Genomic DNA, 23,126 nt, shown 5'->3' on the forward strand with positions numbered 1-23,126 from the left:
GGAACGATGTTCACATGCTAACAATCCGTCTTGCCCTTGGCGGCTCCAAAAAGCGCCCGTTTTACCACTTGACCGTAACCGACAGCCGCAACCCGCGTGACGGTTCGCACAAGGAACAGGTTGGTTTCTTCAACCCTGTTGCTCGTGGTCAAGAAGTTCGTCTGTCCGTGAACCAAGAGCGCGTAGCCTACTGGCTGAGCGTTGGTGCACAGCCTTCCGAGCGTGTTGCCAAGTTGTTGAAGGACTCGGCTAAGGCCGCAGCCTGAGCAATATGAACGCGACGCCAGCTGTTGCTGATGATTTGATCGTTATCGGCAAGATTTATTCTGTTCATGGCGTTCGCGGCGAAGTGAAGGTGTATTCCTTTACTGATCCGACTGAAAACCTGTTGCAGTACAAGACCTGGACGCTCAAGCGCGAAGGTAGTGTGAAACAGGTCGAGCTGGTCAGTGGACGCGGGAACGACAAGTTCCTGGTCGCAAAGCTCAAGGGTCTCGATGATCGTGAAGAAGCGCGTCTTCTGGCCGGTTATGAGATCTGCGTGCCGCGCAACCTGTTCCCTGAATTGACCGATGGCGAGTACTACTGGTACCAGCTGGAAGGTCTGAAGGTCATTGATCAACTTGGGCAATTGCTCGGGAAAATCGATCATCTTCTGGAAACCGGCGCCAATGATGTAATGGTGGTCAAGCCTTGCGCTGGCAGCCTGGATGATCGCGAACGCCTGTTGCCCTATACCGAGCAATGCGTGTTGGCCGTCGACCTGGCAGCGGGCGAGATGAAGGTGGAATGGGATGCGGACTTCTAAGCGTGGCTAACTTGCGCGTTGAAGTGATCAGTTTGTTTCCCGAGATGTTTTCCGCCATCAGCGAGTACGGCATCACCAGTCGGGCGGTGAAACAGGGGCTCTTGCAGCTTACCTGTTGGAACCCGCGAGACTACACGACGGATCGACATCACACTGTGGACGATCGCCCATTTGGCGGTGGCCCGGGCATGGTGATGAAGATCAAGCCCCTGGAAGACGCCCTGGTTCAGGCCAAGGCAGCAGCCGGGGAGAAGGCGAAGGTAATTTACCTGTCCCCTCAAGGCCGCCAGCTTAATCAGTCGGCGGTACGCGGTCTGGCGAATGAGGAAGCATTGATCCTGATTGCCGGTCGCTATGAAGGCATTGACGAGCGTTTTATTGAAGCTCATGTCGATGAAGAGTGGTCGATTGGGGACTATGTCTTGTCTGGCGGTGAGCTGCCGGCGATGGTCCTGATAGATGCGGTTACACGACTGCTGCCTGGAGCTTTAGGGCATGCGGACTCCGCGGAGGAAGATTCCTTCACGGATGGTTTGCTGGATTGCCCGCACTACACCCGACCGGAGGTGTATGCGGATCAGCGTGTTCCCGACGTATTGCTAAGTGGCAATCACGCACACATCCGGCGTTGGCGTTTACAGCAGTCCCTTGGTCGGACCTATGAACGACGCGCCGATCTTCTGGAAAGCCGCTCGCTTTCTGGAGAAGAGAAGAAGCTGCTTGAGGAATACATCCTCGGGCGGGACGATAGTTAACAACGTATCGATGGTAAATCCGACGATTTACCTTAGGAGCACAGCATGACTAACAAAATCATCCTTGCACTCGAAGCAGAGCAGATGACCAAAGAGATCCCTACCTTTGCCCCGGGCGACACCATTGTCGTTCAGGTGAAAGTGAAGGAAGGCGACCGTTCGCGTCTGCAAGCGTTCGAAGGCGTCGTTATCGCCAAGCGTAACCGTGGTGTGAACAGTGCTTTCACTGTTCGTAAAATCTCCAACGGTGTTGGCGTAGAGCGTACTTTCCAGACCTACAGCCCGCAAATCGACAGCATGGCCGTTAAACGTCGCGGTGACGTACGTAAAGCCAAGCTGTACTACCTGCGTGACCTGTCCGGTAAAGCAGCTCGCATCAAGGAAAAACTGGCTTAAGTCCAGCTTCCCGATGCAGAAAAAAGCAGCCTACGGGCTGCTTTTTTGTGCCTGCGATTTGACAAAAATCTGTGGCAAATTCATTGCTCGAATTGACGACATTCACATGTAGGCGCTGTCGAGCCTCGGCGAGGCTTGGCAGCGCCTACAGCGTGTTCAACTTGGCTGGATTACCGCCAACAACGTCCAGCCCGCCACCGGCTTCAAGCTGCTCTCTGGGGTCACCACATGCACCCAGCCGTTGGTATCGCGGGCAAACAGCAACGTCGCTCGCTCGCCATGCAGCGTCTGATAGTCATCCCAGCCAAAACCCTCGGTCAGGTTAGTGCTGTACAGCTCGGCACCTTGCCCCAACAAGCTCGCCAGTTTGGTGTAGCTCAGCGGTTGGCTGCCCAGTAGCTGCCCGCGATGCTCACCGCTGGCCCGGTGTTTGTCGGTGCGTCGGCTTTCCTGGCTGCTCGCCAGGGCAAACAGCCGATGACCGAATTCATGACGAAAACGCATGGCGGCCAAGGTGTTCAGCTCGCCCGAGGGTGACAGCGCCAGCAGGTGGCCAAGGCCCACCAGGTCCAAGTGGGATTCGGCATGTTGCGAGGCCGGGTTGCCGAAGTAAGTGGGTAGGCCTTCCATGCGGCTGGCACGGATGTTTTCCCAACTGGAGTCGGTCAGCAGCACCCGGCTGCCCAACTGCTGGAGTGCCTTGCCCAGGATGCGCGCAGGAGCATTGGCACCGACAATCAGAAAGCCACTCGGCGCCGGCTCAGCCACTTTCAATAGGCGCGCCAATGGCCGTGCAGTGGCGCTTTGCAGCACCACCGTGCCGATAATCACCGCGAAGGTCAGTGGCACCAGCAGCAATGCACCTTCATGGCCGGCTTCATCCAGGCGGATTGCAAAAATTGCCGACACCGCCGCCGCCACAATCCCACGCGGGGCAATCCACGCCAGCAATGCCCGTTCCCGCCAGTTCAGGTTCGAGCCAAAGGTCGACAGTGCCACGTTCAAGGGGCGAGCAATGAACTGAATGATCAGCAGCAGGATCAACACGAATGGCCCCAGGGCAATCAGGGCGTTGAGGTCCAGGCGCGCGGCCAGCAAGATAAACAGCCCGGAAATCAGCAAGACACTGAGGTTTTCCTTGAAGTGCAGGATATGCCGCACGTCGACGCCCTTCATATTGGCCATCCACATGCCCATCAGCGTCACCGCCAGCAGGCCGGATTCGTGCATCACTTGATTGGACGCGATGAAGATCCCCAGCACCGCAGCTAGGGTTGCCAGGTTGTGCAGGTATTCGGGCAGCCATTGCCGGCGCATGATCTGCCCCAGCGCCCAGCCGCCGGCAATGCCGAACGCGCTGCCGCAGGCAATCACCCCGGCAAAGGTCAGCAGGCTATGGCTCAAGCCGTCGCCGGAAGCACGGGCGATGATAAAGCTGTAGACCACCACCGCCAGCAGCGCACCAATCGGGTCGATGACAATGCCTTCCCAGCGCAGGATATTGGCGATCGAGGCTTTCGGCCGGACCACCCGCAGCATCGGTACGATCACCGTCGGCCCGGTCACCAGGGTCAGCGTGCCGAACAGCAAGGCCAGCATCCAGTCAAAACCCAGTAGCCAATGGGTCGCGACGGTGATCACCGCCCAGGTCGACAGCGCGCCGACGGTGACCAGGCGGTGTACCACGCTGCCGATCTCTTTCCACTCCGACAGGTGCAGGGTCAGGCTGCCCTCAAACAAAATCAGCGCGACCGCCAGGGACACCAGCGGCATTAACAACGGTCCGAACATTTCCTGCGGGTCGAGCCAGCCCAGCACCGGGCCGGCGAGGATTCCGGTCAGCAGTAGAAACAGGATCGCCGGCAGTTTCAGGCGCCAGGCCAGCCATTGGCAGCCCAATGCCGCCGCGCCAATACCGCCAAAGGCCAACAGAATCTGTTGTTCGTTCATTGAAGCTCCCTGTTCCTTGAAGTTGCAGGCTATGAAAGACTAGTGGTCTACGTAACAGTTCACGAATATTTTGCGCAAAGCCCCGTGCCAGCGCTGCCTGAGTGCCCATGCCTGCTATCGACCATCCTCTGATTGACCGTTTCCTCGATGCCCTCTGGCTGGAAAAAGGCCTGTCGGACAACACCCGCCAGTCGTATCGCAGCGACCTGGCCTTGTTCAATGGCTGGCTGCTGGAGAGAAACCTGGAGCTGAGCCATGCCGGGCGCGACTTGATCCTCGATCATCTGGCCTGGCGCGTAGAGCAAAACTACAAACCACGCTCCACTGCGCGATTCCTCTCAGGAGTGCGTGGCTTTTATCGCTATCTATTGCGTGAAAAGCTGATAGCCGTCGACCCCACTCTACAAGTCGATATGCCACAACTGGGTAGGCCTTTGCCTAAATCCCTGTCGGAGGCTGATGTCGAAGCCCTGCTGGCCGCCCCGGACTTGAGCGAAGCCATCGGCCAGCGCGACCGCGCCATGTTGGAGGTGTTGTACGCCTGCGGCCTGCGCGTCACCGAATTGATCAGCATGACCCTGGAACAGGTCAACCTGCGCCAGGGCGTGCTGCGGGTGATGGGCAAGGGCAGCAAGGAGCGCCTTGTACCCATGGGCGAAGAGGCGATTGTGTGGGTCGAGCGCTACATGCGCGACGCCCGCAGTGAACTGCTCGGCGGGCGCCCCAGTGACGTGCTGTTCCCCAGCCTGCGCGGCGAACAGATGACCCGCCAGACCTTCTGGCACCGCATCAAGCACCAGGCCAGGGTGGCCGGGATCGGCAAGTCGCTGTCCCCCCACACCCTGCGCCATGCCTTTGCCACGCATCTGCTCAACCATGGCGCGGATTTGCGCGTGGTGCAGATGTTGCTGGGTCATAGCGACTTGTCCACCACGCAGATTTATACCCACGTGGCACGTGCAAGGTTGCAGGACCTGCATGCCAAACATCACCCGCGGGGCTGACAGGTCCCAATTTGGCCGCTGGCGTCTGCCCTGGCGCCCAATTGTGGTAGGCTTTGCCGGTTTGCAAAGGGGACGGTCCCGAGCCGTGTTTCCAGATCGGCGTCCTGGCCTTCGTCCCTGCATCTGCCTTCAGGAGTTCCCATGCGCTTGACCCAGATTTTTGCCGCCGCAGCTATTGCGTTGGTCTCAACCTTTGCCGTCGCCGATGACGCCGCCGAGAAGACAATCCGTAAGAGTCTGGAAAGCCTCCAACTCGAAACCCCGGTCGAAAGCATCAGCGCCAGCCCGATGGCCGGCCTGTATGAAGTCAAGCTCAAGGGCAGCCGCGTGCTCTACGCCAGTGCCGACGGCCAGTACATCGTCCAGGGCTACCTGTTCCAATTGAAAGACGGCAAACCGGTCAACCTCACCGAGAAGGCCGAACGCCTGGGCGTGTCCAAGTTGATCAACGGTATTCCGGTTGCAGAAACCGTGGTGTACCCGGCCATTGGCGAAACCAAGACCCACATCACCGTATTCACCGACACCACATGCCCGTACTGCCACAAGCTGCACGCCGAAGTGCCTGAGCTGAACAAGATGGGTGTGGAAGTACGCTACGTTGCGTTCCCGCGCCAGGGCCTGGGTTCGCCGGGCGACAAGCAGTTGCAAGCGGTCTGGTGTTCGGCTGACAAGAAAGCCGCCATGGACAAGATGGTCGATGGCAAGGACATCAAGGCTGCCGCCTGTGCCAATCCGGTGTCCAAGCAGTTCGCCCTGGGCCAGTCGATTGGCGTGAACGGTACGCCGGCCATCGTTTTGGCTGACGGCCAGGTCATTCCGGGCTACCAGCCGGCACCACAAATCGCCAAACTGGCGTTGGGTGCCAAATAAGCAGTATCGTCGAGCCTTTGACGGTCAGACCCGCGACAAATCAACGGGTCATCAATAGCGAGCCGCAGTTGTGCGGCTGTTTTCACGGCCGACCTTGAGTCGGCCGTTTCATGGGGAGTGCTTCAGTGAAACCGGTCAAAGTAGGCATCTGTGGGTTAGGGACCGTCGGTGGCGGTACCTTGAACGTACTTCAGCGTAACGCTGAGGAAATTTCCCGCCGTGCAGGGCGTGGGATTGAAGTGGCACAAATTGCCATGCGTACGCCAAAGCCTCAGTACCAAACAACCGGTATTGCGATTACCAACGATGTCTTCGACGTGGCCACAAACCCTGAAATCGACATCGTCATTGAACTGGTCGGCGGCTACACCGTCGCCCGTGAGCTGGTACTCAAGGCCATCGAGAATGGCAAGCACGTGGTCACCGCCAACAAGGCGCTGATTGCCGTGCACGGCAATGAAATCTTCGCCAAGGCCCGTGAGAAGGGCGTGATCGTTGCGTTTGAAGCGGCAGTGGCCGGTGGCATCCCGGTGATCAAGGCGATCCGTGAAGGCCTGTCGGCCAACCGCATCAACTGGGTGGCGGGGATCATCAACGGCACCGGCAACTTCATCCTCACCGAAATGCGTGAGAAGGGCCGTACCTTTGAAGACGTGCTGGCCGAAGCCCAGGCCCTGGGTTACGCCGAAGCCGACCCGACGTTTGACGTCGAGGGCATCGACGCAGCGCACAAGCTGACGATTCTGGCGTCCATCGCCTTTGGCATCCCGCTGCAGTTCGACAAGGCCTACACCGAAGGCATCACCCAGTTGACCACTGCTGACGTGAACTACGCCGAAGCCCTGGGCTACCGCATCAAGCACCTGGGTGTAGCGCGTAGTACTGAGGCGGGCATCGAGCTGCGTGTGCATCCGACCCTGATTCCGGCCGATCGCCTGATTGCCAACGTCAATGGCGTGATGAACGCGGTGATGGTCAACGGTGATGCCGCTGGTTCGACCCTGTTCTACGGCGCCGGCGCCGGCATGGAACCGACCGCTTCGTCGGTGATTGCCGACCTGGTGGACGTGGTCCGCGCCATGACCAGCGACCCGGAAAACCGCGTGCCGCACCTGGCGTTCCAGCCGGACTCGCTGTCGGCCCACCCGATCCTGCCGATCGAAGCCTGCGAAAGCTCCTACTACCTGCGGATCCAGGCCAAGGATCATCCGGGCGTGTTGGCCCAGGTGGCCAGCATCCTCTCGGAGCGCGGCATCAACATCGAGTCGATCATGCAGAAGGAAGTCGAGGAACACGACGGCCTGGTGCCGATGATCCTGCTGACCCACCGCGTGCTGGAACAGCGCATGAACGATGCCATCGCCGCACTGGAAGCCCTGCAAGGCGTGGTCGGGCCGGTGGTACGGATTCGCGTCGAACATCTTAATTAATGCAGCTGCAAGCTATCAGCCACACGCTGCAAGCAAGAGCCGAATCGCTCTAACTTGCAGCTTGAGGCTTGAAGCTTGAAGCCCAAACCGAAGGTTTGCTTTTATGCGCTACATCAGCACCCGCGGCCAGGCACCGGCCCTGAATTTCGAAGACGTCCTGCTCGCAGGCCTCGCCACTGACGGCGGCCTGTACGTGCCGGAAAACCTGCCCCGCTTCACCCAGGAAGAAATCGCCTCCTGGGCCGGCCTGCCGTACCACGAGTTGGCGTTCCGGGTCATGCGCCCGTTCGTCACCGGCAGTATCCCCGATGCCGATTTCAAGAAGATTCTCGAAGAAACCTACGGCGTGTTCTCCCACAACGCCATCGCCCCGTTGCGCCAGTTGAATGGCAACGAATGGGTGTTGGAGCTGTTCCACGGCCCGACCCTGGCGTTCAAGGATTTCGCCTTGCAACTGCTCGGTCGCCTGCTGGACTACGTGCTGGAGAAACGCGGCGAGCGCGTGGTGATTATCGGTGCCACCTCCGGTGATACCGGCTCGGCGGCCATCGAAGGCTGCAAGCACTGCGAAAACGTCGATATCTTCATCCTGCACCCGCACAACCGTGTGTCGGACGTGCAGCGCCGGCAGATGACCACCCTCTTTGGCGAGAACATCCACAACATCGCCGTCGAAGGCAACTTCGATGACTGCCAGGAAATGGTCAAGGCCAGCTTCGCCGACCAGAGCTTTCTCAAGGGCACGCGCCTGGTGGCGGTGAACTCGATCAACTGGGCGCGGATCATGGCCCAGATCGTCTACTACTTCCACGCCTCGCTGCAGTTGGGCGGGCCGGCACGTTCGGTGTCGTTCTCGGTGCCAACCGGCAACTTCGGCGATATCTTCGCCGGTTACCTGGCGCGCAACATGGGCCTGCCGATCAACCAGTTGATCGTCGCCACCAACCGCAACGACATCCTGCACCGCTTCATGAGCGGCAACCAGTACGTCAAGGAAACCCTGCACGCGACCCTGTCGCCGTCGATGGACATCATGGTCTCGTCGAACTTCGAGCGTTTGCTGTTCGACATGCATGGTCGCAACGGTGCAGCCCTGGCCGGCCTGATGGACAGCTTCAAGCAAGGTGGCGGTTTCAGCGTCGACCAGGAGCGCTGGACCGAAACCCGCAAGTTGTTCGACTCCCTGGCCGTGGACGATGCCCAGACCTGCGAGACCATTGCCGAAGTCTACGCCCAGACCGGCGAGCTGCTGGACCCGCACACCGCCATTGGCGTCAAGGCCGCGCGTGAATGCCGCCGCAGCCTGGATATCCCGATGGTCATCCTCGGCACCGCCCACCCGGTGAAATTCCCCGAGGCGGTGCAGAAGGCCGGTGTCGGCAAGGCCCTGGAACTGCCGACGCACCTGGCGGACCTGTTCGAGCGTGAAGAGCGTTGCACCGTGCTGCCTAACGACCTGAAAGCCATCCAGGCGTTTGTCAGCCAACATGGCAATCGTGGGAAACCGCTCTGAGAGCTGGCTGATCCAATGCTGTTCGCTTGAAAAAACGGCGTTTACCCAGTAATGGGAAGCGTCGTTTTTATTTGGGGTACATCGCTCACCGCACTCCCCCTGTGGGAGCTTCGCGTCAAATAACCCACAAGGAAACCCCCGCAGTGCGGTTCACGATTCGATGGCACCAGTGCCTATTGAGCATGCTGCTACTCGGCCACCTGCCGGCCAGCCTGGCCGCCGTCAGCCTGCCGTTCAATCTGGTGCCGGCGTTTATCGCCCTGTCACCCATGACCCTGGCCCCGGCCGAACAGCAATGGCTGGCGCGTCACCGCACGTTGAAAGTGGGGATCTCCATCGATGATTACCAACCGATTGATATCACCCGCGATCGCAATCGCTACCAGGGCATCAGCGCTGATTACTTGAGCCTGGTGGGTGCCCGGCTCGGCGTACCGATGCAGGTGATGGGCTTTGCCGAGCGGGCCCAGGCCGTGGAGGCCTTGCGCGCCGGTAGCATCGACATCCTCACCAGCGCCAATGGCTACGAACGTGACGTGCCCGGCCTGGCCTTTACCGCAGACTATATGCCCGACCGCTCGGTGGTGGTGATGCGCGGTGACGACGCCGCGCAGAACGACGCGCTCCAGGACAAGAAGGTGGTGTTGCTCGACGGCTACGCGAACGTCAAGAACGTGCATGCGGCCTACCCGCAAAGCCACATCATGCTGGCCCCCAACCTCTACAGCGGCCTGGAAGCCCTGGAGCAGGGCGATGTGGATGCCTTTATCGGCAATGAAGTGATCGTGCGTGCCTACAAGTCCCTGCGCCCTTACCTGAGCATGCAGATCAAGGAGCAAAGCCGCCTGGCGCCAATTGGCTTTGCCTTTGCCACGCGCCAGGCCGACCCCTTGCTGGGCCAGATGATGGACCGCGCGCTGCAGAGCATCGATGACTCGGTGCGCCGCGAGATCCTGGCCCGCTGGACCACCGGCCTTGGGGTTGACGTTGCCGGCGAACGCATCCCCTTATCGGCAGCCGAGCAGGCCTGGGTACTGCACCATCCCCATGTCGTGGTGGCGTCCCAGCAATACTCGCCCTATGTGTTCAAGGACAAGGATGGCCGCTGGGTCGGATTGAACGTCGATTTGCTCAACCGTCTCTCGCGCATGACCGGTTTGCAGTTCGTCATGGAGGAAGTGTTTTCCACCGCGCAAAACCTCGCACTCCTGGAAACGGGCGGCGCAGACATGAGTACCACCCTGGTGGAAAACACCGAGCGTCGGCGCTTTCTCGATTTCAGCCATGGGTTTGGCGGTGCCGGCTGGGTGTTTGTCGAACGTCTGGATGCGCCGCCGCTGACCAGCCTTAGCCAACTGACGGGCGAGGTATTGGCGCTGCCGGCGCGGCATGTGCTGCAAGCGTATATCCGTCGCGAATACCCCGGGATCCGGCTGCGGTTGGTGCCCAACTACACCGAGGCCCGCGCCCTGGTGGCCCGGGGTGATGCGGCAGCGACTATCCAGAGTGAAGTGGAGGTGCAGAGTTATCCGGCCGATGAGTTACGCGCCGGTCGCAGCGTCGATGGCAAGTGGTCCAGCGACAGCCTGTCGGTACGCAAGGACCATCCCGAGCTGCTGAGTATTTTGAACAAGGCCCTTGAAGCAATGCCGGTGGCGGAGTTGAGTGCCCTGCGCTTGCGCTGGATGGGCGCAGTGGCCGTCCCGGTGCCGGCCTGGCAGCGGGTGCCGCCGTGGGCCTATTGGACGGTCGCCACGGCCATCCTGTTTGTCCTGGTGTCGCTGGTCTGGAACAGCCGGCTCAAGCGCCAGATTCGCCAGCGCGTCGAGGCCGAGCAGCGGCTCAATGACCAGTTGGCGTTCAAGCGTGCGCTGCTCGATGGCATGCCCAACCCGGTGTTTGTGCGTGACCTCGAAGGCCGTCTGGTCACGTGCAACAAAAGTTATGAGCAGCAGTTGGCCACCCGGCTTGAGCAGATCCAGGGCCTGACCCTGCCGGAGAGTGGAATACTGCCCGCCGCCACGGCCTTGCGCCTGCATGTGGGGCACATGGAGCAGTTGGTCACGCAGCAATCGCTGTTTATCGACCGTCAGTTGGACTTCAACGGCGGCACCGCCCATGTCTATCAGTGGACCGTGCCGTTCTATGATGCCCAGGGGCGGTTGCAGGGGCTGCTCGGTGGTTGGGTCGATATCAACGAGCGCAAGGTCCTGGAGACCCAACTGATGGATGCGCGCCGCGCCGCCGATGACGCGAATTTCGCTAAGAGTGCCTTTGTGTCGAACCTCAGCCATGAGATTCGTACACCGATGACGGCGATCATCGGCCTGCTAGAGCTGGAACAGGAGCGTGCGCTGGCCTCGGGCACTCCCGTCTCCGAGGCGCTGCAGGTTGCCCACCGCTCGGCACACGAGCTGATCGCCTTGATGGGCGACAGCCTGGACCTGGCGAAGATCGAAGCTGGCCACCTACAACTGGCGCCACAGACTACCGACCTGCAAGGTTTCTTCGAGGGTATCCAGCGGCTGTTTGAAGCCACCGCGCAGAAAAAGGGCTTGCACCTGACCCTGGCTTTCGACCCCCAGGCGCAAGGCTTTTACTGGTTCGACCCACTGCGCCTGCGCCAGGTCATGCATAACCTTTTGGGCAATGCGCTCAAGTTCACACAGCACGGAGAGGTGCGTTTGCGTGTCGCCTGCCAAGTGGATGGGGAGGGGCATGAATACTTGCACCTGTGCGTCGAAGATACCGGCCCCGGCATCAGCGTCGAACAGCAGGCGCGGGTGTTCAAGCCGTTCATCCAGGGCAGCCCACTGACAGCCGCCGAGCATGGCGGCACCGGGTTGGGCTTGAGCATCTGCCAGCAACTGGTGGACCTGATGGGCGGGCACATCACCCTGCACAGTGCCCTGGGCGAAGGCACCACCGTGTGCATCGACCTGCGCCTGGACCGGGTCGGCAGTGATGATCTGCCTGAGCCTGCGGCCGTCGTGCCGTTGCTGCCGGCGGGTAGGGCATTGTCGGTGCTGATTGTCGACGACCTGCCGGCCAACCGCCTGGTACTGGCCCAGCAGTTGCAATTCCTCGGGCATCAGGTGGTGGCCCTCGATAACGCCGAGGCCGCCTTGCAGCGCTGGCGCAGCGAGGCGTTTGACGTACTGGTGACCGATTGTCATATGCCGGGCATGTCCGGTTATGCCCTGGCCGAAGCCATTCGCCAGATAGAAGCCCAGGAGCAGCGCCCGCGTTGCGCGTTGGTTGGCTGCACCGCCGACGCCCAGGAAGGCGAAGACCGGCGCAGCCAATTGGCGGGGCTGGATGTGCTGCTGGTCAAGCCCGTGACGCTGGAGCAATGGACTCAGGTGCTGGCCCGGGTCACGGCTGTGCGGGCTTTCGATCTGCAGGCCCTGCGCAAGATGACCCAGGCCGACGGGCCGATCCTGCAAAGCATGTTGCAGGAGCTTTCGAACAACCTTGAGCATGAGCACCACCTGCTGGGCAGCGCCATGGCCGAGCACGACCTGACGCAGTTGCGGGCCAGCCTGCACCGCCTCAAGGGCATTTGCTGCCTGGTAGATGCGTTGCCATTGGCCAAGGCCTGCATCGCCCTTGAGGCCAGTGCGCGAGAACACCGGGATGATGAACTGGCGCAGCGCTGGCAAGCCTTGTCGACGGCAATCCAGGTATTGCAGCAGCAGATCCGGCCTTATCTGAAGGTGCAAGAATAGGACGCGTCCTATGGGGAACTCTCCAACTATTGCGTAGTGTGGGCAATCTCGCTCGTGCTCACAGAAGTTTCCCATGCGCTCACTTAAAGTCCTGATCCTCGAAGATCATCCGTTCCAGCTGATGGCCTTGCACCAGATGCTTAACGCCAATGACGTGTTCAACGTGTTGACGGCCGAAAGCGTTGACGCTGCCCGTCAGTCTTTGGCGAGCAAGGGACCGGTGGATATTGCCATCTGCGATCTGTACCTGGAGCAAGGTGACTCCCTGGAACTGATCCGCGAATTGGGCGAGCGCGGACAGGCTCAGGTGTTGATCCTGTTGAGCAACGCCGAGCCTGATGTATTGGAAGGGGTGGCGAACATGGCCCGTCAGGCCGGGCTCAATGTGCTGGGCTGCGCACCCAAGCCGGCTTCGGCGACGTTGATTGGGCAAATGCTCGCTGCGTGCCAGCAACGCCTGCGGCCAAGCCCACAGGCATTGGGCTGGGAGCGCGTGCGGCAGATGCTTGGGATGAATGAGTTCGAGGCACCACCGCTGGCGCCCAAGGTCGGCGAGGCTGCAATCAAGCGCTACGCCAGTGTGTGGTTCCAGCCCATCGTCAGCCAGGCTGGTGATTTGCAAGGCGTGGAGGCGCTGGCACGGTGGCAAGACCCCGAGCGAGGCCAGTTGTTGCCCCACGAATTCCTGCCGGTGCTGGAGTTGGCCGGCCTGGAAGAAGCCTTCACCTGGTATGTACTGGAAGAGACGTTGCGCCTGTGCGCTCAAATGTCCCAGGACACAGGCAAGGACTTGCCCGTGGCGGTCAATATTCCCGGGCGGCTGCTGGAGCTGGATCACTTCGCACTGACCCTGCAAGGCCTGCTGCAACGCTTCGCTGTACCCGCCCACAACCTGACCCTGGAACTGGTGGAAACCTCGCGCCTGAAGACTGACAGTGCCCACTTCACGGGTTTGCTGCGCCTGCGGATGATCGGCTGCAAGCTGTCCATTGGCGATTTCGGCATCGGCGGCACCAGCCTGCAACGCTTGCTGGAGTTGCCATTCACCGAGTTGAAAATCCCCCCGGCATTTGCCAGCGGGATGGCCGGCGACGAGCGCAAGTGTGCGGTGGTTGCCGGGGCCATGAGCATGGCCGGGCATTTGGGGGTGGGGGTGGTAGTGACCGGCATTGAAACCCTTGCCGACCGTGATGCGGTCTGTGCACTGGGGCCGGCCTGGCTGCAAGGTTGCCTGATCGCCCGGCCAATGAGCGCCCAGGCGCTGCAACCGTGGGTTGCGCAATCGGCGGCGCCTACCGTGATGTTTTGATCTCAGGCCAGCCCGTGTTCCTGCACATAGATGAATAACGCGGCATCGCTGATCAGCCCTAGCTTGCGCATGGCGCTGACTTTCTGCGCGCTGACGGTCTGTTTGCTGCGATTGAGATGGGCGGCAATCTCGCCCACCGTCTTGCCCCCCGCCAACAGGCGGATCACTTCCAGCTCCCGAGGCGACAATTGCTGCTGTGAGTGCAGGCGATCAGCTCCCACCTGGCCGGCCAGGGCCAGCGCCTGATTGATCGTGCGCGCGACATAAGGCCGCTGTTGGCGCACCTGAGCGATGGCGTCGGGCAGCTCATCGGCCAGGCTGGCCTTGCTCAACAGACCCATGACCCCCAGCTCCAGGATCGAGTGAAACAGGCCGGCGTTATTGAGCATGGTCACGACCACGATAGGCAGGTCCGGGTAATGCCGGCGCAGGTGTTCGATCAGGCGCAGGCCATCGGCCTGGGGTTCGGCGGGCATCATGAAATCGGTGACCAGTACATCGCAGGGGCAGTGTTGCAGCAGGGCGGTAAGGGCCTGGGGCGAGTTGGCCTCGCCGACGATGCGCACCTGCGCGTCGCGTTCGAGCACTGCACGCAAACCAATCAGGAAAATCGGATGATCGTCGGCGATGATAATGCGCAAGGGCTGTTCAGACGCGTCTCTCACGGTGGACTCCGGCAATAATCAGGGGATTCTAGCCTGTCGGCGGCTGTTTTCTCTCTGTCATCTTTGCCATGCATGCTCGATAGGCTCAGCTCAAAGGCGAACTTTGTGCTTCGCACGAAGGTCATTTACCTGTAGGAGCGAGCCTGCTCGCGAAAAACTCAAACACACCGCGTTCATTCAAGATGCCCGCATTATTGTTGAATCTTTCGCGAGCAAGCTCGCTCCTACAGTAGTGGTTATTTATTTCTCCCATGATTGAGTGGTGATCGAGATGGAAAGTATCAGCCTATTGCTCGGTGAAGCGCTGAGCCCTTATCAGGTCACGCTGACTGCCTCGGGTGTACACGGCGAGTGTCTGGTGACGGTGAAGAACCCTACGGGGGCTATCGTGGTCGAGCGCGAAGTGGATCGCGCACAATTGAGCGACAAACGCGCCCTGGTGGACGTGGTGGATTGCCTGCACCGCGACCTGAAAATCGCTGAAGGGCGCCTGGAACCCTCGGTGATTGCGGCCTTGCGCAACGCTGCCCAGACGCGCATCACCGCCCAGGCATGAAGAAATTTTTATCTTTGGAACCTTCCTACAGGAGGGTGAGTCAGACGATGTAACAACAAGATCAAGCATTGTGCTCCGGTGCTTGTAGCTTGTTGTACTGGTCTTTGTAGGCCACGTTTAACCCCGAGTTGTCTCCCCACTGTTCGGGGTTTCTTTTTGCCTGGGATTTATCAAGGTTGCGACGTTTCGTTGAAAAACCTCGGGTTGTCCCTGAGGTATTGCTCGCGCATCAGCGGGTCCAGCCCGTTGGCGTAGGACTGGAGTAACGGTTCCTGTGGAATATTCTGTAATTCGCGGTTGATATGGCTCATGGCCTGACGCCCCAGCGGGGAGTTCGAGCAAGCGATATGGATGCGCTGATAACGCGGCGTGCCGCTGATGGGATAAAACAGCAGGTCCTGGGGATCAAGGCCCTGTTGTGCAGCCTGATAACGGATTTCCGTCCAGTACCCCAGCACGGCCTCCAACCGACCCAGGCGCTGCATCTGCAACAGACTGCCGAGGGCTTCGTTGCCGTAGTGGGGCGTCACCTTGAGCGGTGCGGCGTGGCTCAACTGCTCGTCAATGCCGGAGCCGTAGCTGCGTTCGGCGATCACCCCAAGACGGGACTGCTGCCCATCAAGAAATTTCGCCAGATCGAACGTGCCGTCAGCCACATACGGCGCCATGGCATCCAGTTGGCTACGGCGAATGGCAATGCCATTGCTCAACACGGCGAAGGCCGGGGTGGAAAAGACGATGGTCTTGGCCCGCGCCGGTGTCCACAGCAACGACGGATCACAGGTGAGGGAGGGCGCGTGGAGCATTTGCATGCCACGGGCGCGGTTGACGTGCTGGATCTGGTGGTGGTAAAGCGGCAGACGTTCGATCAACAACGCCAGCAGTTTGTCCACGCTGCCCTGGCCTTGTTTCGGACCCTCGAAAATGGTCATCGGCGGCAGGTCGCGCACCACCCAGGTCAACGTCTCCTGTGCCAGGCTCGATAGCGGCCAGGCCCCGAGCAGCGGGGCGATGAGCCACAAGCGCCGCAGCGCCCTGATGAAGCGGCCGGCCATTATCTTGAGCGTGCTCCGAACCGCATCAGATCGCGCCATCCTTGCGCAAACGGGCCACGGCGGTACTGTCGTAGCCCAATGATTGAAGGATCACGCCATTGTGCTCGCCCAGTTCCGGCCCGACCCACTCGCAACTGCCGGGTGTATCCGAAAGCTTGGGCACGATGCCGGGCATCTTGAAATCCTTGCCGTCGGGTAATTGGGCCTTGAGGAACATTTCCCGGGCAAGGTATTGCGGGTCGCCGAGCATGTCTTCGGCGCTGTAGATCCGGCTGGCAGGTACTTCGGCCAGGTTCAACTGTTCCACCACTTGCGCCAGTGGCAAGCCGTTGACCCAGCGGTCGATCACGCCATACAACTCGTCACGCCGGCTGTCGCGACCATCGTTGCTGGCCAGTTGCGGGTCATTGGCCAGGTCCTCACGGCCGATGGCCTGCATGAAACGCTTGAAGATCGCATCGCCATTGGCGCCAATCTGTACATGCTTGCCATCGGCGGTGGTATGGATCGATGACGGGGTGATCCCCGGCATGATGTTGCCGGTGCGCTCGCGGATAAACCCGAACACATCGAACTCGGGGATCATGCTTTCCATCATGGCGAAGATGGCTTCATACAGCGCCACATCCACCACTTGGCCGAGGCCGCCGTTGACCTCGCGATGGCGCAAGGCCATGAGTGCGCCAATCACTGCCCACAGCGCGGCGATGGAGTCGCCGATGGAAATCCCGGTGCGCACCGGCGGGCGGTCCTCGAAACCGGTGATGTAGCGCAGGCCGCCCATGGATTCACCGACCGCACCGAACCCCGGTTGATCCTTCATTGGCCCGGTCTGGCCAAAACCGGAGAGCCGTACCATCACCAGTTTGGGGTTCAGGGCGTGCAGGGTGTTCCAGTCCAGGCCGAGCTTTTCCAGCACGCCGGGGCGGAAGTTCTCGATCAGGATGTCGGCATCTGCCAGCAGTTGCTTGAGAATCGCCAGGCCGTCCGGGTGCTTGAGGTTCAGGGTCAGGGACTTTTTATTGCGCGCCTGCACAAACCACCACAGTGACGTGCCTTCATACAACTTGCGCCATTTGCGTAGCGGGTCGCCGCCGTCGGGGGATTCGACCTTGATCACTTCAGCGCCGAACTCGGCGCAAATGCGCGAAGCGAACGGGCCGGCGATCAAAGTGCCCAGTTCGATGACTTTCAGGCCGGCAAGCGGTTTGGCGGTAAACGACATGAGGATCCTTACAAGCGCAGGGCAGGTGTGTATTGCCTTTTAACATAGGCGAGCGGTGCAGGGATAAGGATGATACAGCGCAGGATTCGTTGAATGACCTCGCCATCGGTTAGACTGGCCGCCTTTTCCTGTCTCTAGAAGCCCGTTCATGGCCCAGCCGTCCACGACCTACAAGTTTGAACTCAACCTGACCGACCTCGATCGTTCGGTGTACGAGAGCGTCAAGCAAACCATCGCCCGTCACCCCTCGGAAACCGAAGAACGCATGACCGTGCGTTTGCTGGCCTACGCCCTTTGGTACAACGAGCAGTTGTCGTTTGGTCGCGGACTGTCAGATGTAGACGAACCAGCCCTGTGGGAAAAAAGCCTGGATGATCGGGTTTTGCACTGGATCGAAGTCGGCCAGCCCGATGCTGACCGCCTGACCTGGTGTTCGCGTCGCACCGAGCGTACCAGTCTGCTGGCCTATGGCAGCCTGCGAGTGTGGGAAGGCAAGGTGGTGCCGGTGGCCAATAACCTGAAGAACGTACACATCGCTGCGGTGCCCCAGGAAGTTTTGGAAACCCTGGCCAAGGACATGCCGCGGGTGATCAAGTGGGACGTGATGATCAGCGAAGGCACGATCTTCGTCACCGATGACCGCGGCCAGCACGAAGTGCAGCTGCAGTGGCTGGTCGGCGAACGCGGCTAATACTCAACACCGCCCTCTGTAGGAGCGAGCGTGCTCGCGAAGGGCATCAACGATAACGCGGGTATCCAGAATGAATGCGGTGCCCATGCGTTCTTCGCGAGCAAGCTCACTCCTACAGGATGAGCATTTTTATCTATAGCTAGAGAAGCCCCCATCACCCCATGCGTATCGATCCCCGCCCATTGCCCGCCGTCCTGCCGTTCCTCGGTGAATTGCCACCGTTGCTGACCCGTCTTTACGCCGCCCGTGGCGTGACCTCGCAGGATGAGCTGGATAAAAGCCTGGCGCGGCTGATTCCGTATCAGCAGCTCAAGGGGATCGAGGCTGCCGTGGACTTGCTGGTGACGGCCCTGGAGCAGCGCCAGCGCATCCTGATCGTCGGCGACTTCGACGCCGACGGCGCCACCGCCAGCACCGTGGGCACCCTTGGCCTGCGCTTGCTCGGCGCTGCCCATGTCGATTACCTGGTGCCCAACCGCTTCGAATACGGCTACGGCCTGACCCCGGAAATCGTTGCCGTGGCCTTGCAGCGTGAGCCGCAGTTGCTGATCACTGTGGACAACGGCATCTCCAGTGTCGAAGGCGTGGCGGCGGCGAAGGCGGCGGGGCTCAAGGTGCTGGTCACCGACCACCACTTGCCCGGCGATGAACTGCCGGCGGCCGATGCCATCGTCAACCCGAACCAGCCTGGATGCACGTTCCCCAGCAAGGCCCTGGCCGGCGTGGGGGTGATTTTCTACGTGCTGATGGCCTTGCGTGCGCGCTTGCGCAGCCTGGGTTGGTACGACAAGCAGCCACAGCCCAACATCGGCGAGCTGCTCGACCTGGTGGCCCTGGGCAGTGTGGCCGACGTGGTACCGCTGGATGCCAACAACCGCATTCTGGTCTATCAGGGCCTGGAGCGTATCCGCGCCGGGCGTGCACGGCCAGGCATCAAGGCGATCCTCGAAGTGGCCAAGCGCGACCATGCACGTATCACCTCCACCGACCTGGGTTTTATTCTTGGCCCACGACTCAATGCGGCCGGGCGCCTGGATGACATGAGCCTGGGCATCGAGTGCCTGCTCACCAGCGACTTTGCCCAGGCCCGGGAAATGGCCGCGCAACTGGATGGCATGAACCAGGACCGCAAGGCCATCGAGCAGGGCATGCAGCGTGAAGCCCTGGCCCAGCTCAAGGACTTGCCGGTGGAGTCGATGCCATTTGGCCTGTGCCTGTTCGACCCGGAGTGGCACCAGGGCGTGATCGGGATTCTGGCTTCACGTATGAAAGAGCGCTATTTCCGCCCGACCATCGCCTTTGCCGATGCCGGTGACGGTCTGCTCAAGGGCTCCGGGCGTTCGGTGCCGGGGTTCCATATCCGCGATGCCCTGGCGGTGGTGGCCAGCCAGCACCCGAACCTGATCGCCAAATACGGCGGCCACGCCATGGCGGCGGGCTTGACCTTGCCTGAAGCGAACTTCCCGCTGTTCGCCGAAGCCTTCGACGCCGAAGTACGCCGGCAACTGCGTGAAGAAGACCTTACCGGGCGCCTGTTGTCCGATGGCACCCTGGCGGTGGAGGAGTTTCACCTGGAACTGGCTCGCGCCCTGCGCAATGCCGGGCCTTGGGGCCAGCATTTTCCCGAGCCGCTGTTTCACGGGGTGTTTCAACTGGTGGAGCAGCGGGTGGTGGGCGAGCGTCACCTCAAGGTGGTGCTCAAGAGCGAGTGTGGCGCGGTGAAACTCGATGGCATTGCCTTTGGTATCGACCGCGAAGTCTGGCCGAACCCGACCATTCGCTGGGTAGAGTTGGCCTACAAGCTCGATGTGAATGAATTCCGTGGCCAGGAAACCGTGCAATTGATGATTGCCCACATCGAACCACGCTGAACCCTGTGCAATCCCCGGTTGTCGACTAGTCTCTAAGCACTGTGTGATTGGTCTGGTGACCTCGTCTGTTTTTAGCCCGAAGGGGACGGGCCTTTCATCTTCTCGTCACGTGCACCGGTCAGACAGAACCCTGGAGCCAATGCCCACCGGATACGAGAAGAGGTGCCCCATGAGTCTGTTGCTTGAACCCTATACCCTGCGCCAATTGACCCTGCTCAACCGCATTGCCGTGTCGCCGATGTGCCAGTACTCCGCCGTCGATGGCCTGGCCAATGACTGGCACCTGGTACACCTGGGCAGCCGCGCTGTCGGGGGCGCCGGGTTGGTTTTCAGCGAAGCGATCGCCGTGACCGCCGATGGCCGGATCACCGCCCAGGACCTGGGGCTGTGGAACGATGCCCAGATTGAACCCCTGCAGCGCATTACCCGCTTTATCAGCGCCCAAGGGGCGGTGGCAGGCATTCAACTGGCCCACGCCGGGCGTAAGGCCAGCACCCATCGGCCGTGGCTCGGCAAGCATGGCAGCGTCAAGCCCGAAGACGGTGGCTGGGTACCCGTTGGGCCCTCGCCGATAGCCTTCGACCCGCAGCACACGGCGCCGAAACAGCTTGATGAAGGGCAAATCCAACAGGTGATTGCTGACTTCGTGGCCGCCGCCAAGCGTGCCTTGAGCGCCGGGTTCAAAGTGGTGGAAATCCATGCGGCTCATGGCTACCTGCTGCATCAGTTTCTCTCGCCCCTGAGCAATCAGAGGCAGGATCAATACGGCGGCTCCTTTGCAAACCGCATCCGCCTGGTGCTGCAAGTTACCGAGGCTGTGCGCGGGGTGTGGCCGCAAGAGCTGCCGCTGTTTGTGCGTGTCTCGGCCACCGACTGGGTGGAGGATGGCTGGAACCCGGACGAAACCGTGGAGCTGGCGCGCCGCCTGAAAGACTTGGGCGTCGACCTGATCGACGTGTCCTCCGGTGGCACGGCGGCCAACGCAGAAATTCCTATCGGGCCTGGTTATCAAACGCGCTTCGCTGAACGCGTGCGCAAGGAGTCCGGCATGGCCACGGGCACCGTGGGGATGATTACCGAACCGGCCCAGGCCGAACATATTCTGCGCACCTATCAGGCCGATATCATCTTTCTTGCCCGGGAACTGTTGCGTGACCCGTATTGGCCACTGCATGCCGATGACGACCTGGGCGGGCGCAAGGCGATTTGGCCGGCGCAATACCAGCGGGCCACCCACCGCGACCAGCCGATCCATGAGTCTGACTTGCGCGACTGACTGTTTGCGCTTGTCAGCCAAACCCACCGTTGATCGCGGTGGGTTTTTTCTTGCCTATCATCGCCCGCTCCCCTGAGGTTTATTCGCTGCGCCGCCAGCTCGGCCAGGCCAGCAAAGTCACGGCTCGCAACAACCATTCGAACGGTCCGTAGGGATGGCGGCGCAGCCAGCGCGCACTCAGCCACATCTGCCCGATAAAAATCACACCGGCGATTGGCAGCAGCAGCCATGGCTCGATTTGGTTGATCCAGCCTGCACCATAGCCGGTGAATAGCAGCCCCAGCACGGCCGACTGCAGGAGGTAATTGCTCAAGGCCATCTTGCCCAGGGGGGCCAGCAGTGTGCACAGTCGCGCGCCGCCAGGCGTGTTGAACAGTGCGAGCATCAACAAGCAATACGTGGCGGTGAGCAACGGGGCGGTCAGTTGGCCGAGGCCGAAGGCAAAGGTTTCCAGGCCGCCGCCGGGCGCGTAGGCGGCTGCCAGGGCGTAGATCAAGGCGCCGAACAGGCCCACGGGAGCAGTGACTTTCAGCAAGCGTTGCAGCTTCCAGGCCGGCGGCGAGGCGAGCCAGTGTTGCCGTCCGGCGGCATAGCCGAACAGGAACATCGCCAGGGCGCTCGGCCCTTGCAGCAGCCACAACGCCGGCAACGTTTCCCACAGATGCAGGCTATGAAACTGCAAGGTCTGCCAGGCACTGCCGGAAAAGGCTGCCAGTTTGTCCGAGGCGTCACCGTTGGTGGCGCTGCTGGCCTCGCCCGCCAATCCCTGCAAAACCCCCAGGATCATCCAGGTCGAACAGGCGACTACCACCAGCCTGATCGCCCACCGTCGGGCGCGGGCCGGTGACAGGTTGCGCGCGGCCAGCAGCACCAGGCCCAACAGCGCATAAGTGGAGAGAATCTCCCCGTAGTACAGCAGGGCGCCATGGGCCAGGCCCAGCGCCAACAGTGCCAGTTGCCGGCGCAGCATACGCGGGACAAATGCAGCCTCGGCACGCTCGGCGGCAGCCATTTGCAGGGTGAAGCTGTAGCCAAACAGAAAGGAGAACAGCAGGTAGAACTTGGTTTCGAACAGCAAGGCCACCAGCAGGCGCACCCCATGATCGAGTGAACGGGTGTAGGCCGGGTTGCTGGAGATCGAGGCGTAATAGGGATCGGCAAAGGCCCAGATATTGACGCTGAGAATGCCCAGCAGGGCAAACCCGCGTAACGCGTCGACTTGTATCAAGCGTGCATTGGTTACTGATGGCATGTTCAACGCCCCTGTAGAAGGTGAACCACCAAGCCTTGCAGGACCGTGGTCTGTTGCGCGGGGTGGAAGTTCGGGTCGGCAGCCACGCGAGCGAACATGCCGTCGATCAGGGCGGCGAGCCAATTGGCGGCTTCTGGCGCGCTCAATGAGGTCTGCAATTGCCCGGCCTTATCCGCCGCCAGTACCAGTGCCTGCAGGCCGTCACGCAAGGCGCGGTCATTGGCCTTCACCAGGCGCGCCACGGCTTCGTCGCGATGCCCCAGGGCCGAGATCTCCAGCGCCAGGCCTGCGTAGTGGCGGTCGCAGGCCAGTTGGCAGACCTGATCGAGGAAGGCCAGCAGCTGCGCCATTGGATCCGCCGCCTTGGCCAGCGGTGCCATGGCCTGTTGGATCTCTTCACCTTCGCGGGCCACCAGCGCCAGCAACACCTCGTGCTTGCTGGCGAAATAGTGGAACAGATTGCCGGCGCTCATGCCGGCCAGGGCACAGATGTCAGCGGTACGCGTGGCGACAAAACCCGCCTCGGCAAAACACTGGGACGCGGCGTCCAGGAGGGCCATGCGTTTGCTTTCGCGTTGCTGGGGATCAATGGTGCGCACGCTGGGTCTCATTAATTAATTGAGTGGTCACTCAATTTATGAGGTGTAAGAATTTTCTGCAAGCTTTTTGCTTCAAGGCAATTATTTAAGTGAATGCTCTAAAAAAATCTCACAAGCGTCTGGATAGTTTCTACGCTTGAAGTAAGACGGCTTCTGGCCCAGGAAGTCAG

20 protein-coding genes are annotated in these 23,126 nt (G+C 60.9%); 14 read left to right on the plus strand and 6 right to left on the minus strand.

What is annotated here, in order from left to right; genetic code table 11:
* Nucleotides 1–14 precede the first annotated feature (14 nt).
* From rpsP to rplS, 4 genes are read left to right on the plus strand one after another with little or no spacing between them, the layout of a single operon-like run.
* Nucleotides 15–266 carry a 30S ribosomal protein S16 gene (gene rpsP / locus BFQ03_RS13340; protein ID WP_003175899.1) on the plus strand — a complete coding sequence of 84 codons (252 nt, stop codon included), beginning with the start codon at nucleotides 15–17 and terminating at the stop codon, nucleotides 264–266.
* A gap of 5 nt (nucleotides 267–271) precedes the next feature.
* Entirely contained in the window at nucleotides 272–808 is a 537-nt protein-coding gene (rimM, locus tag BFQ03_RS13345; RefSeq protein WP_010565276.1) for a ribosome maturation factor RimM, read from the plus strand.
* A complete protein-coding gene (trmD, locus tag BFQ03_RS13350; RefSeq protein WP_174553279.1) occupies nucleotides 790–1,563 on the plus strand; it encodes a tRNA (guanosine(37)-N1)-methyltransferase TrmD in 774 nt (257 codons plus the stop codon). Before rimM ends, trmD begins: the two co-directional genes overlap by 19 nt.
* 45 nt (nucleotides 1,564–1,608) lie before the next feature.
* A complete protein-coding gene (gene rplS, locus BFQ03_RS13355; RefSeq protein ID WP_003175895.1) occupies nucleotides 1,609–1,959 on the plus strand; it encodes a 50S ribosomal protein L19 in 351 nt (116 codons plus the stop codon).
* Nucleotides 1,960–2,115: 156 nt separating this feature from the next.
* On the opposite strand, the gene BFQ03_RS13360 is transcribed toward rplS, so the two are convergent.
* A complete protein-coding gene (locus tag BFQ03_RS13360) occupies nucleotides 2,116–3,909 on the minus strand; it encodes a cation:proton antiporter (protein WP_032858244.1) in 1,794 nt (597 codons plus the stop codon).
* A 107-nt stretch (nucleotides 3,910–4,016) separates the two neighbouring features.
* Between BFQ03_RS13360 and xerD the strand changes: the two genes are divergently transcribed.
* From xerD to BFQ03_RS13390, 6 genes are all read left to right on the plus strand, one after another.
* Nucleotides 4,017–4,913: a site-specific tyrosine recombinase XerD gene (gene xerD / locus BFQ03_RS13365; RefSeq protein WP_065943328.1), complete on the plus strand. Its 897-nt coding sequence runs from the start codon at nucleotides 4,017–4,019 to the stop codon at nucleotides 4,911–4,913.
* Nucleotides 4,914–5,054: 141 nt separating this feature from the next.
* Nucleotides 5,055–5,786, plus strand: a complete 732-nt coding sequence (gene dsbC / locus BFQ03_RS13370; RefSeq protein ID WP_032858241.1) for a bifunctional protein-disulfide isomerase/oxidoreductase DsbC — start codon at nucleotides 5,055–5,057, stop codon at nucleotides 5,784–5,786.
* A 125-nt stretch (nucleotides 5,787–5,911) separates the two neighbouring features.
* Nucleotides 5,912–7,216 (plus strand): homoserine dehydrogenase, encoded by a 1,305-nt coding sequence (locus BFQ03_RS13375; protein ID WP_032858239.1) that lies wholly within the window; start codon nucleotides 5,912–5,914, stop codon nucleotides 7,214–7,216.
* A 103-nt stretch (nucleotides 7,217–7,319) separates the two neighbouring features.
* Complete coding sequence (thrC, locus tag BFQ03_RS13380; protein WP_032858238.1) at nucleotides 7,320–8,729, plus strand: threonine synthase; 1,410 nt, start codon at nucleotides 7,320–7,322, stop codon at nucleotides 8,727–8,729.
* 182 nt (nucleotides 8,730–8,911) lie between these two features.
* Nucleotides 8,912–12,457 (plus strand): ATP-binding protein, encoded by a 3,546-nt coding sequence (locus BFQ03_RS13385; RefSeq protein ID WP_083204847.1) that lies wholly within the window; start codon nucleotides 8,912–8,914, stop codon nucleotides 12,455–12,457.
* A 73-nt stretch (nucleotides 12,458–12,530) separates the two neighbouring features.
* Complete coding sequence (locus BFQ03_RS13390; RefSeq protein WP_032858236.1) at nucleotides 12,531–13,766, plus strand: EAL domain-containing response regulator; 1,236 nt, start codon at nucleotides 12,531–12,533, stop codon at nucleotides 13,764–13,766.
* Between the two features lie 2 nt (nucleotides 13,767–13,768).
* Here BFQ03_RS13390 and BFQ03_RS13395 read toward each other — a convergent pair whose 3' ends face one another.
* Nucleotides 13,769–14,431, minus strand: a complete 663-nt coding sequence (locus tag BFQ03_RS13395; RefSeq protein WP_032858234.1) for a response regulator — start codon at nucleotides 14,429–14,431, stop codon at nucleotides 13,769–13,771.
* A 271-nt stretch (nucleotides 14,432–14,702) separates the two neighbouring features.
* On the opposite strand from BFQ03_RS13395, the gene BFQ03_RS13400 reads away from it, so the two are divergent.
* Nucleotides 14,703–14,987 (plus strand): DUF3509 domain-containing protein, encoded by a 285-nt coding sequence (locus tag BFQ03_RS13400; RefSeq protein WP_032858347.1) that lies wholly within the window; start codon nucleotides 14,703–14,705, stop codon nucleotides 14,985–14,987.
* 170 nt (nucleotides 14,988–15,157) lie between these two features.
* Here BFQ03_RS13400 and BFQ03_RS13405 read toward each other — a convergent pair whose 3' ends face one another.
* Together BFQ03_RS13405 and BFQ03_RS13410 are read right to left on the minus strand one after the other, a co-directional pair.
* Entirely contained in the window at nucleotides 15,158–16,042 is an 885-nt protein-coding gene (locus BFQ03_RS13405; protein ID WP_032858233.1) for a TIGR02285 family protein, read from the minus strand.
* Between the two features lie 25 nt (nucleotides 16,043–16,067).
* Nucleotides 16,068–17,267: a CaiB/BaiF CoA transferase family protein gene (locus BFQ03_RS13410; protein ID WP_032858232.1), complete on the minus strand. Its 1,200-nt coding sequence runs from the start codon at nucleotides 17,265–17,267 to the stop codon at nucleotides 16,068–16,070.
* Nucleotides 17,268–17,415: 148 nt separating this feature from the next.
* On the opposite strand from BFQ03_RS13410, the gene BFQ03_RS13415 reads away from it, so the two are divergent.
* The 3 genes from BFQ03_RS13415 to BFQ03_RS13425 all read left to right on the plus strand — a co-directional run bounded on the left by BFQ03_RS13415 (nucleotide 17,416) and on the right by BFQ03_RS13425 (nucleotide 21,105).
* Nucleotides 17,416–17,958: a YaeQ family protein gene (locus tag BFQ03_RS13415; protein ID WP_032858231.1), complete on the plus strand. Its 543-nt coding sequence runs from the start codon at nucleotides 17,416–17,418 to the stop codon at nucleotides 17,956–17,958.
* A 161-nt stretch (nucleotides 17,959–18,119) separates the two neighbouring features.
* Nucleotides 18,120–19,829: a single-stranded-DNA-specific exonuclease RecJ gene (gene recJ / locus BFQ03_RS13420; protein WP_065943330.1), complete on the plus strand. Its 1,710-nt coding sequence runs from the start codon at nucleotides 18,120–18,122 to the stop codon at nucleotides 19,827–19,829.
* Between the two features lie 169 nt (nucleotides 19,830–19,998).
* Nucleotides 19,999–21,105: an NADH:flavin oxidoreductase/NADH oxidase gene (locus tag BFQ03_RS13425; protein WP_032858228.1), complete on the plus strand. Its 1,107-nt coding sequence runs from the start codon at nucleotides 19,999–20,001 to the stop codon at nucleotides 21,103–21,105.
* Nucleotides 21,106–21,184: 79 nt separating this feature from the next.
* Here BFQ03_RS13425 and BFQ03_RS13430 read toward each other — a convergent pair whose 3' ends face one another.
* Both BFQ03_RS13430 and BFQ03_RS13435 read right to left on the minus strand, forming a co-directional pair.
* Complete coding sequence (locus tag BFQ03_RS13430; RefSeq protein WP_032858226.1) at nucleotides 21,185–22,357, minus strand: DUF418 domain-containing protein; 1,173 nt, start codon at nucleotides 22,355–22,357, stop codon at nucleotides 21,185–21,187.
* 2 nt (nucleotides 22,358–22,359) lie between these two features.
* Nucleotides 22,360–22,956 carry a TetR/AcrR family transcriptional regulator gene (locus BFQ03_RS13435; protein WP_032858224.1) on the minus strand — a complete coding sequence of 199 codons (597 nt, stop codon included), beginning with the start codon at nucleotides 22,954–22,956 and terminating at the stop codon, nucleotides 22,360–22,362.
* Nucleotides 22,957–23,126: the final 170 nt, after the last annotated feature.

Origin of the sequence: Pseudomonas sp. 25 R 14, assembly GCF_900004755.1 — a bacterium.
Classification (GTDB): Bacteria; Pseudomonadota; Gammaproteobacteria; order Pseudomonadales; family Pseudomonadaceae; genus Aquipseudomonas; species Aquipseudomonas brenneri.

What these genes read in the sequence shown, in the direction of transcription:
- BFQ03_RS13400 (WP_032858347.1), top strand. Translation starts at nt 14,703, where the DNA reads ATGGAAAGTATCAGCCTATTGCTCGGTGAAGCGCTGAGCCCTTATCAG.
- trmD (WP_174553279.1), top strand. Translation starts at nt 790, where the DNA reads ATGGGATGCGGACTTCTAAGCGTGGCTAACTTGCGCGTTGAAGTGATC.
- BFQ03_RS13415 (WP_032858231.1), top strand. Translation starts at nt 17,416, where the DNA reads ATGGCCCAGCCGTCCACGACCTACAAGTTTGAACTCAACCTGACCGAC.
- BFQ03_RS13360 (WP_032858244.1), bottom strand. Translation starts at nt 3,909, where the DNA reads ATGAACGAACAACAGATTCTGTTGGCCTTTGGCGGTATTGGCGCGGCG.
- rimM (WP_010565276.1), top strand. Translation starts at nt 272, where the DNA reads ATGAACGCGACGCCAGCTGTTGCTGATGATTTGATCGTTATCGGCAAG.
- BFQ03_RS13410 (WP_032858232.1), bottom strand. Translation starts at nt 17,267, where the DNA reads ATGTCGTTTACCGCCAAACCGCTTGCCGGCCTGAAAGTCATCGAACTG.
- recJ (WP_065943330.1), top strand. Translation starts at nt 18,120, where the DNA reads ATGCGTATCGATCCCCGCCCATTGCCCGCCGTCCTGCCGTTCCTCGGT.
- BFQ03_RS13430 (WP_032858226.1), bottom strand. Translation starts at nt 22,357, where the DNA reads ATGCCATCAGTAACCAATGCACGCTTGATACAAGTCGACGCGTTACGC.
- BFQ03_RS13390 (WP_032858236.1), top strand. Translation starts at nt 12,531, where the DNA reads ATGCGCTCACTTAAAGTCCTGATCCTCGAAGATCATCCGTTCCAGCTG.
- BFQ03_RS13425 (WP_032858228.1), top strand. Translation starts at nt 19,999, where the DNA reads ATGAGTCTGTTGCTTGAACCCTATACCCTGCGCCAATTGACCCTGCTC.
- dsbC (WP_032858241.1), top strand. Translation starts at nt 5,055, where the DNA reads ATGCGCTTGACCCAGATTTTTGCCGCCGCAGCTATTGCGTTGGTCTCA.
- BFQ03_RS13385 (WP_083204847.1), top strand. Translation starts at nt 8,912, where the DNA reads ATGCTGCTACTCGGCCACCTGCCGGCCAGCCTGGCCGCCGTCAGCCTG.
- BFQ03_RS13405 (WP_032858233.1), bottom strand. Translation starts at nt 16,042, where the DNA reads ATGGCCGGCCGCTTCATCAGGGCGCTGCGGCGCTTGTGGCTCATCGCC.
- rpsP (WP_003175899.1), top strand. Translation starts at nt 15, where the DNA reads ATGCTAACAATCCGTCTTGCCCTTGGCGGCTCCAAAAAGCGCCCGTTT.
- thrC (WP_032858238.1), top strand. Translation starts at nt 7,320, where the DNA reads ATGCGCTACATCAGCACCCGCGGCCAGGCACCGGCCCTGAATTTCGAA.
- rplS (WP_003175895.1), top strand. Translation starts at nt 1,609, where the DNA reads ATGACTAACAAAATCATCCTTGCACTCGAAGCAGAGCAGATGACCAAA.
- xerD (WP_065943328.1), top strand. Translation starts at nt 4,017, where the DNA reads ATGCCTGCTATCGACCATCCTCTGATTGACCGTTTCCTCGATGCCCTC.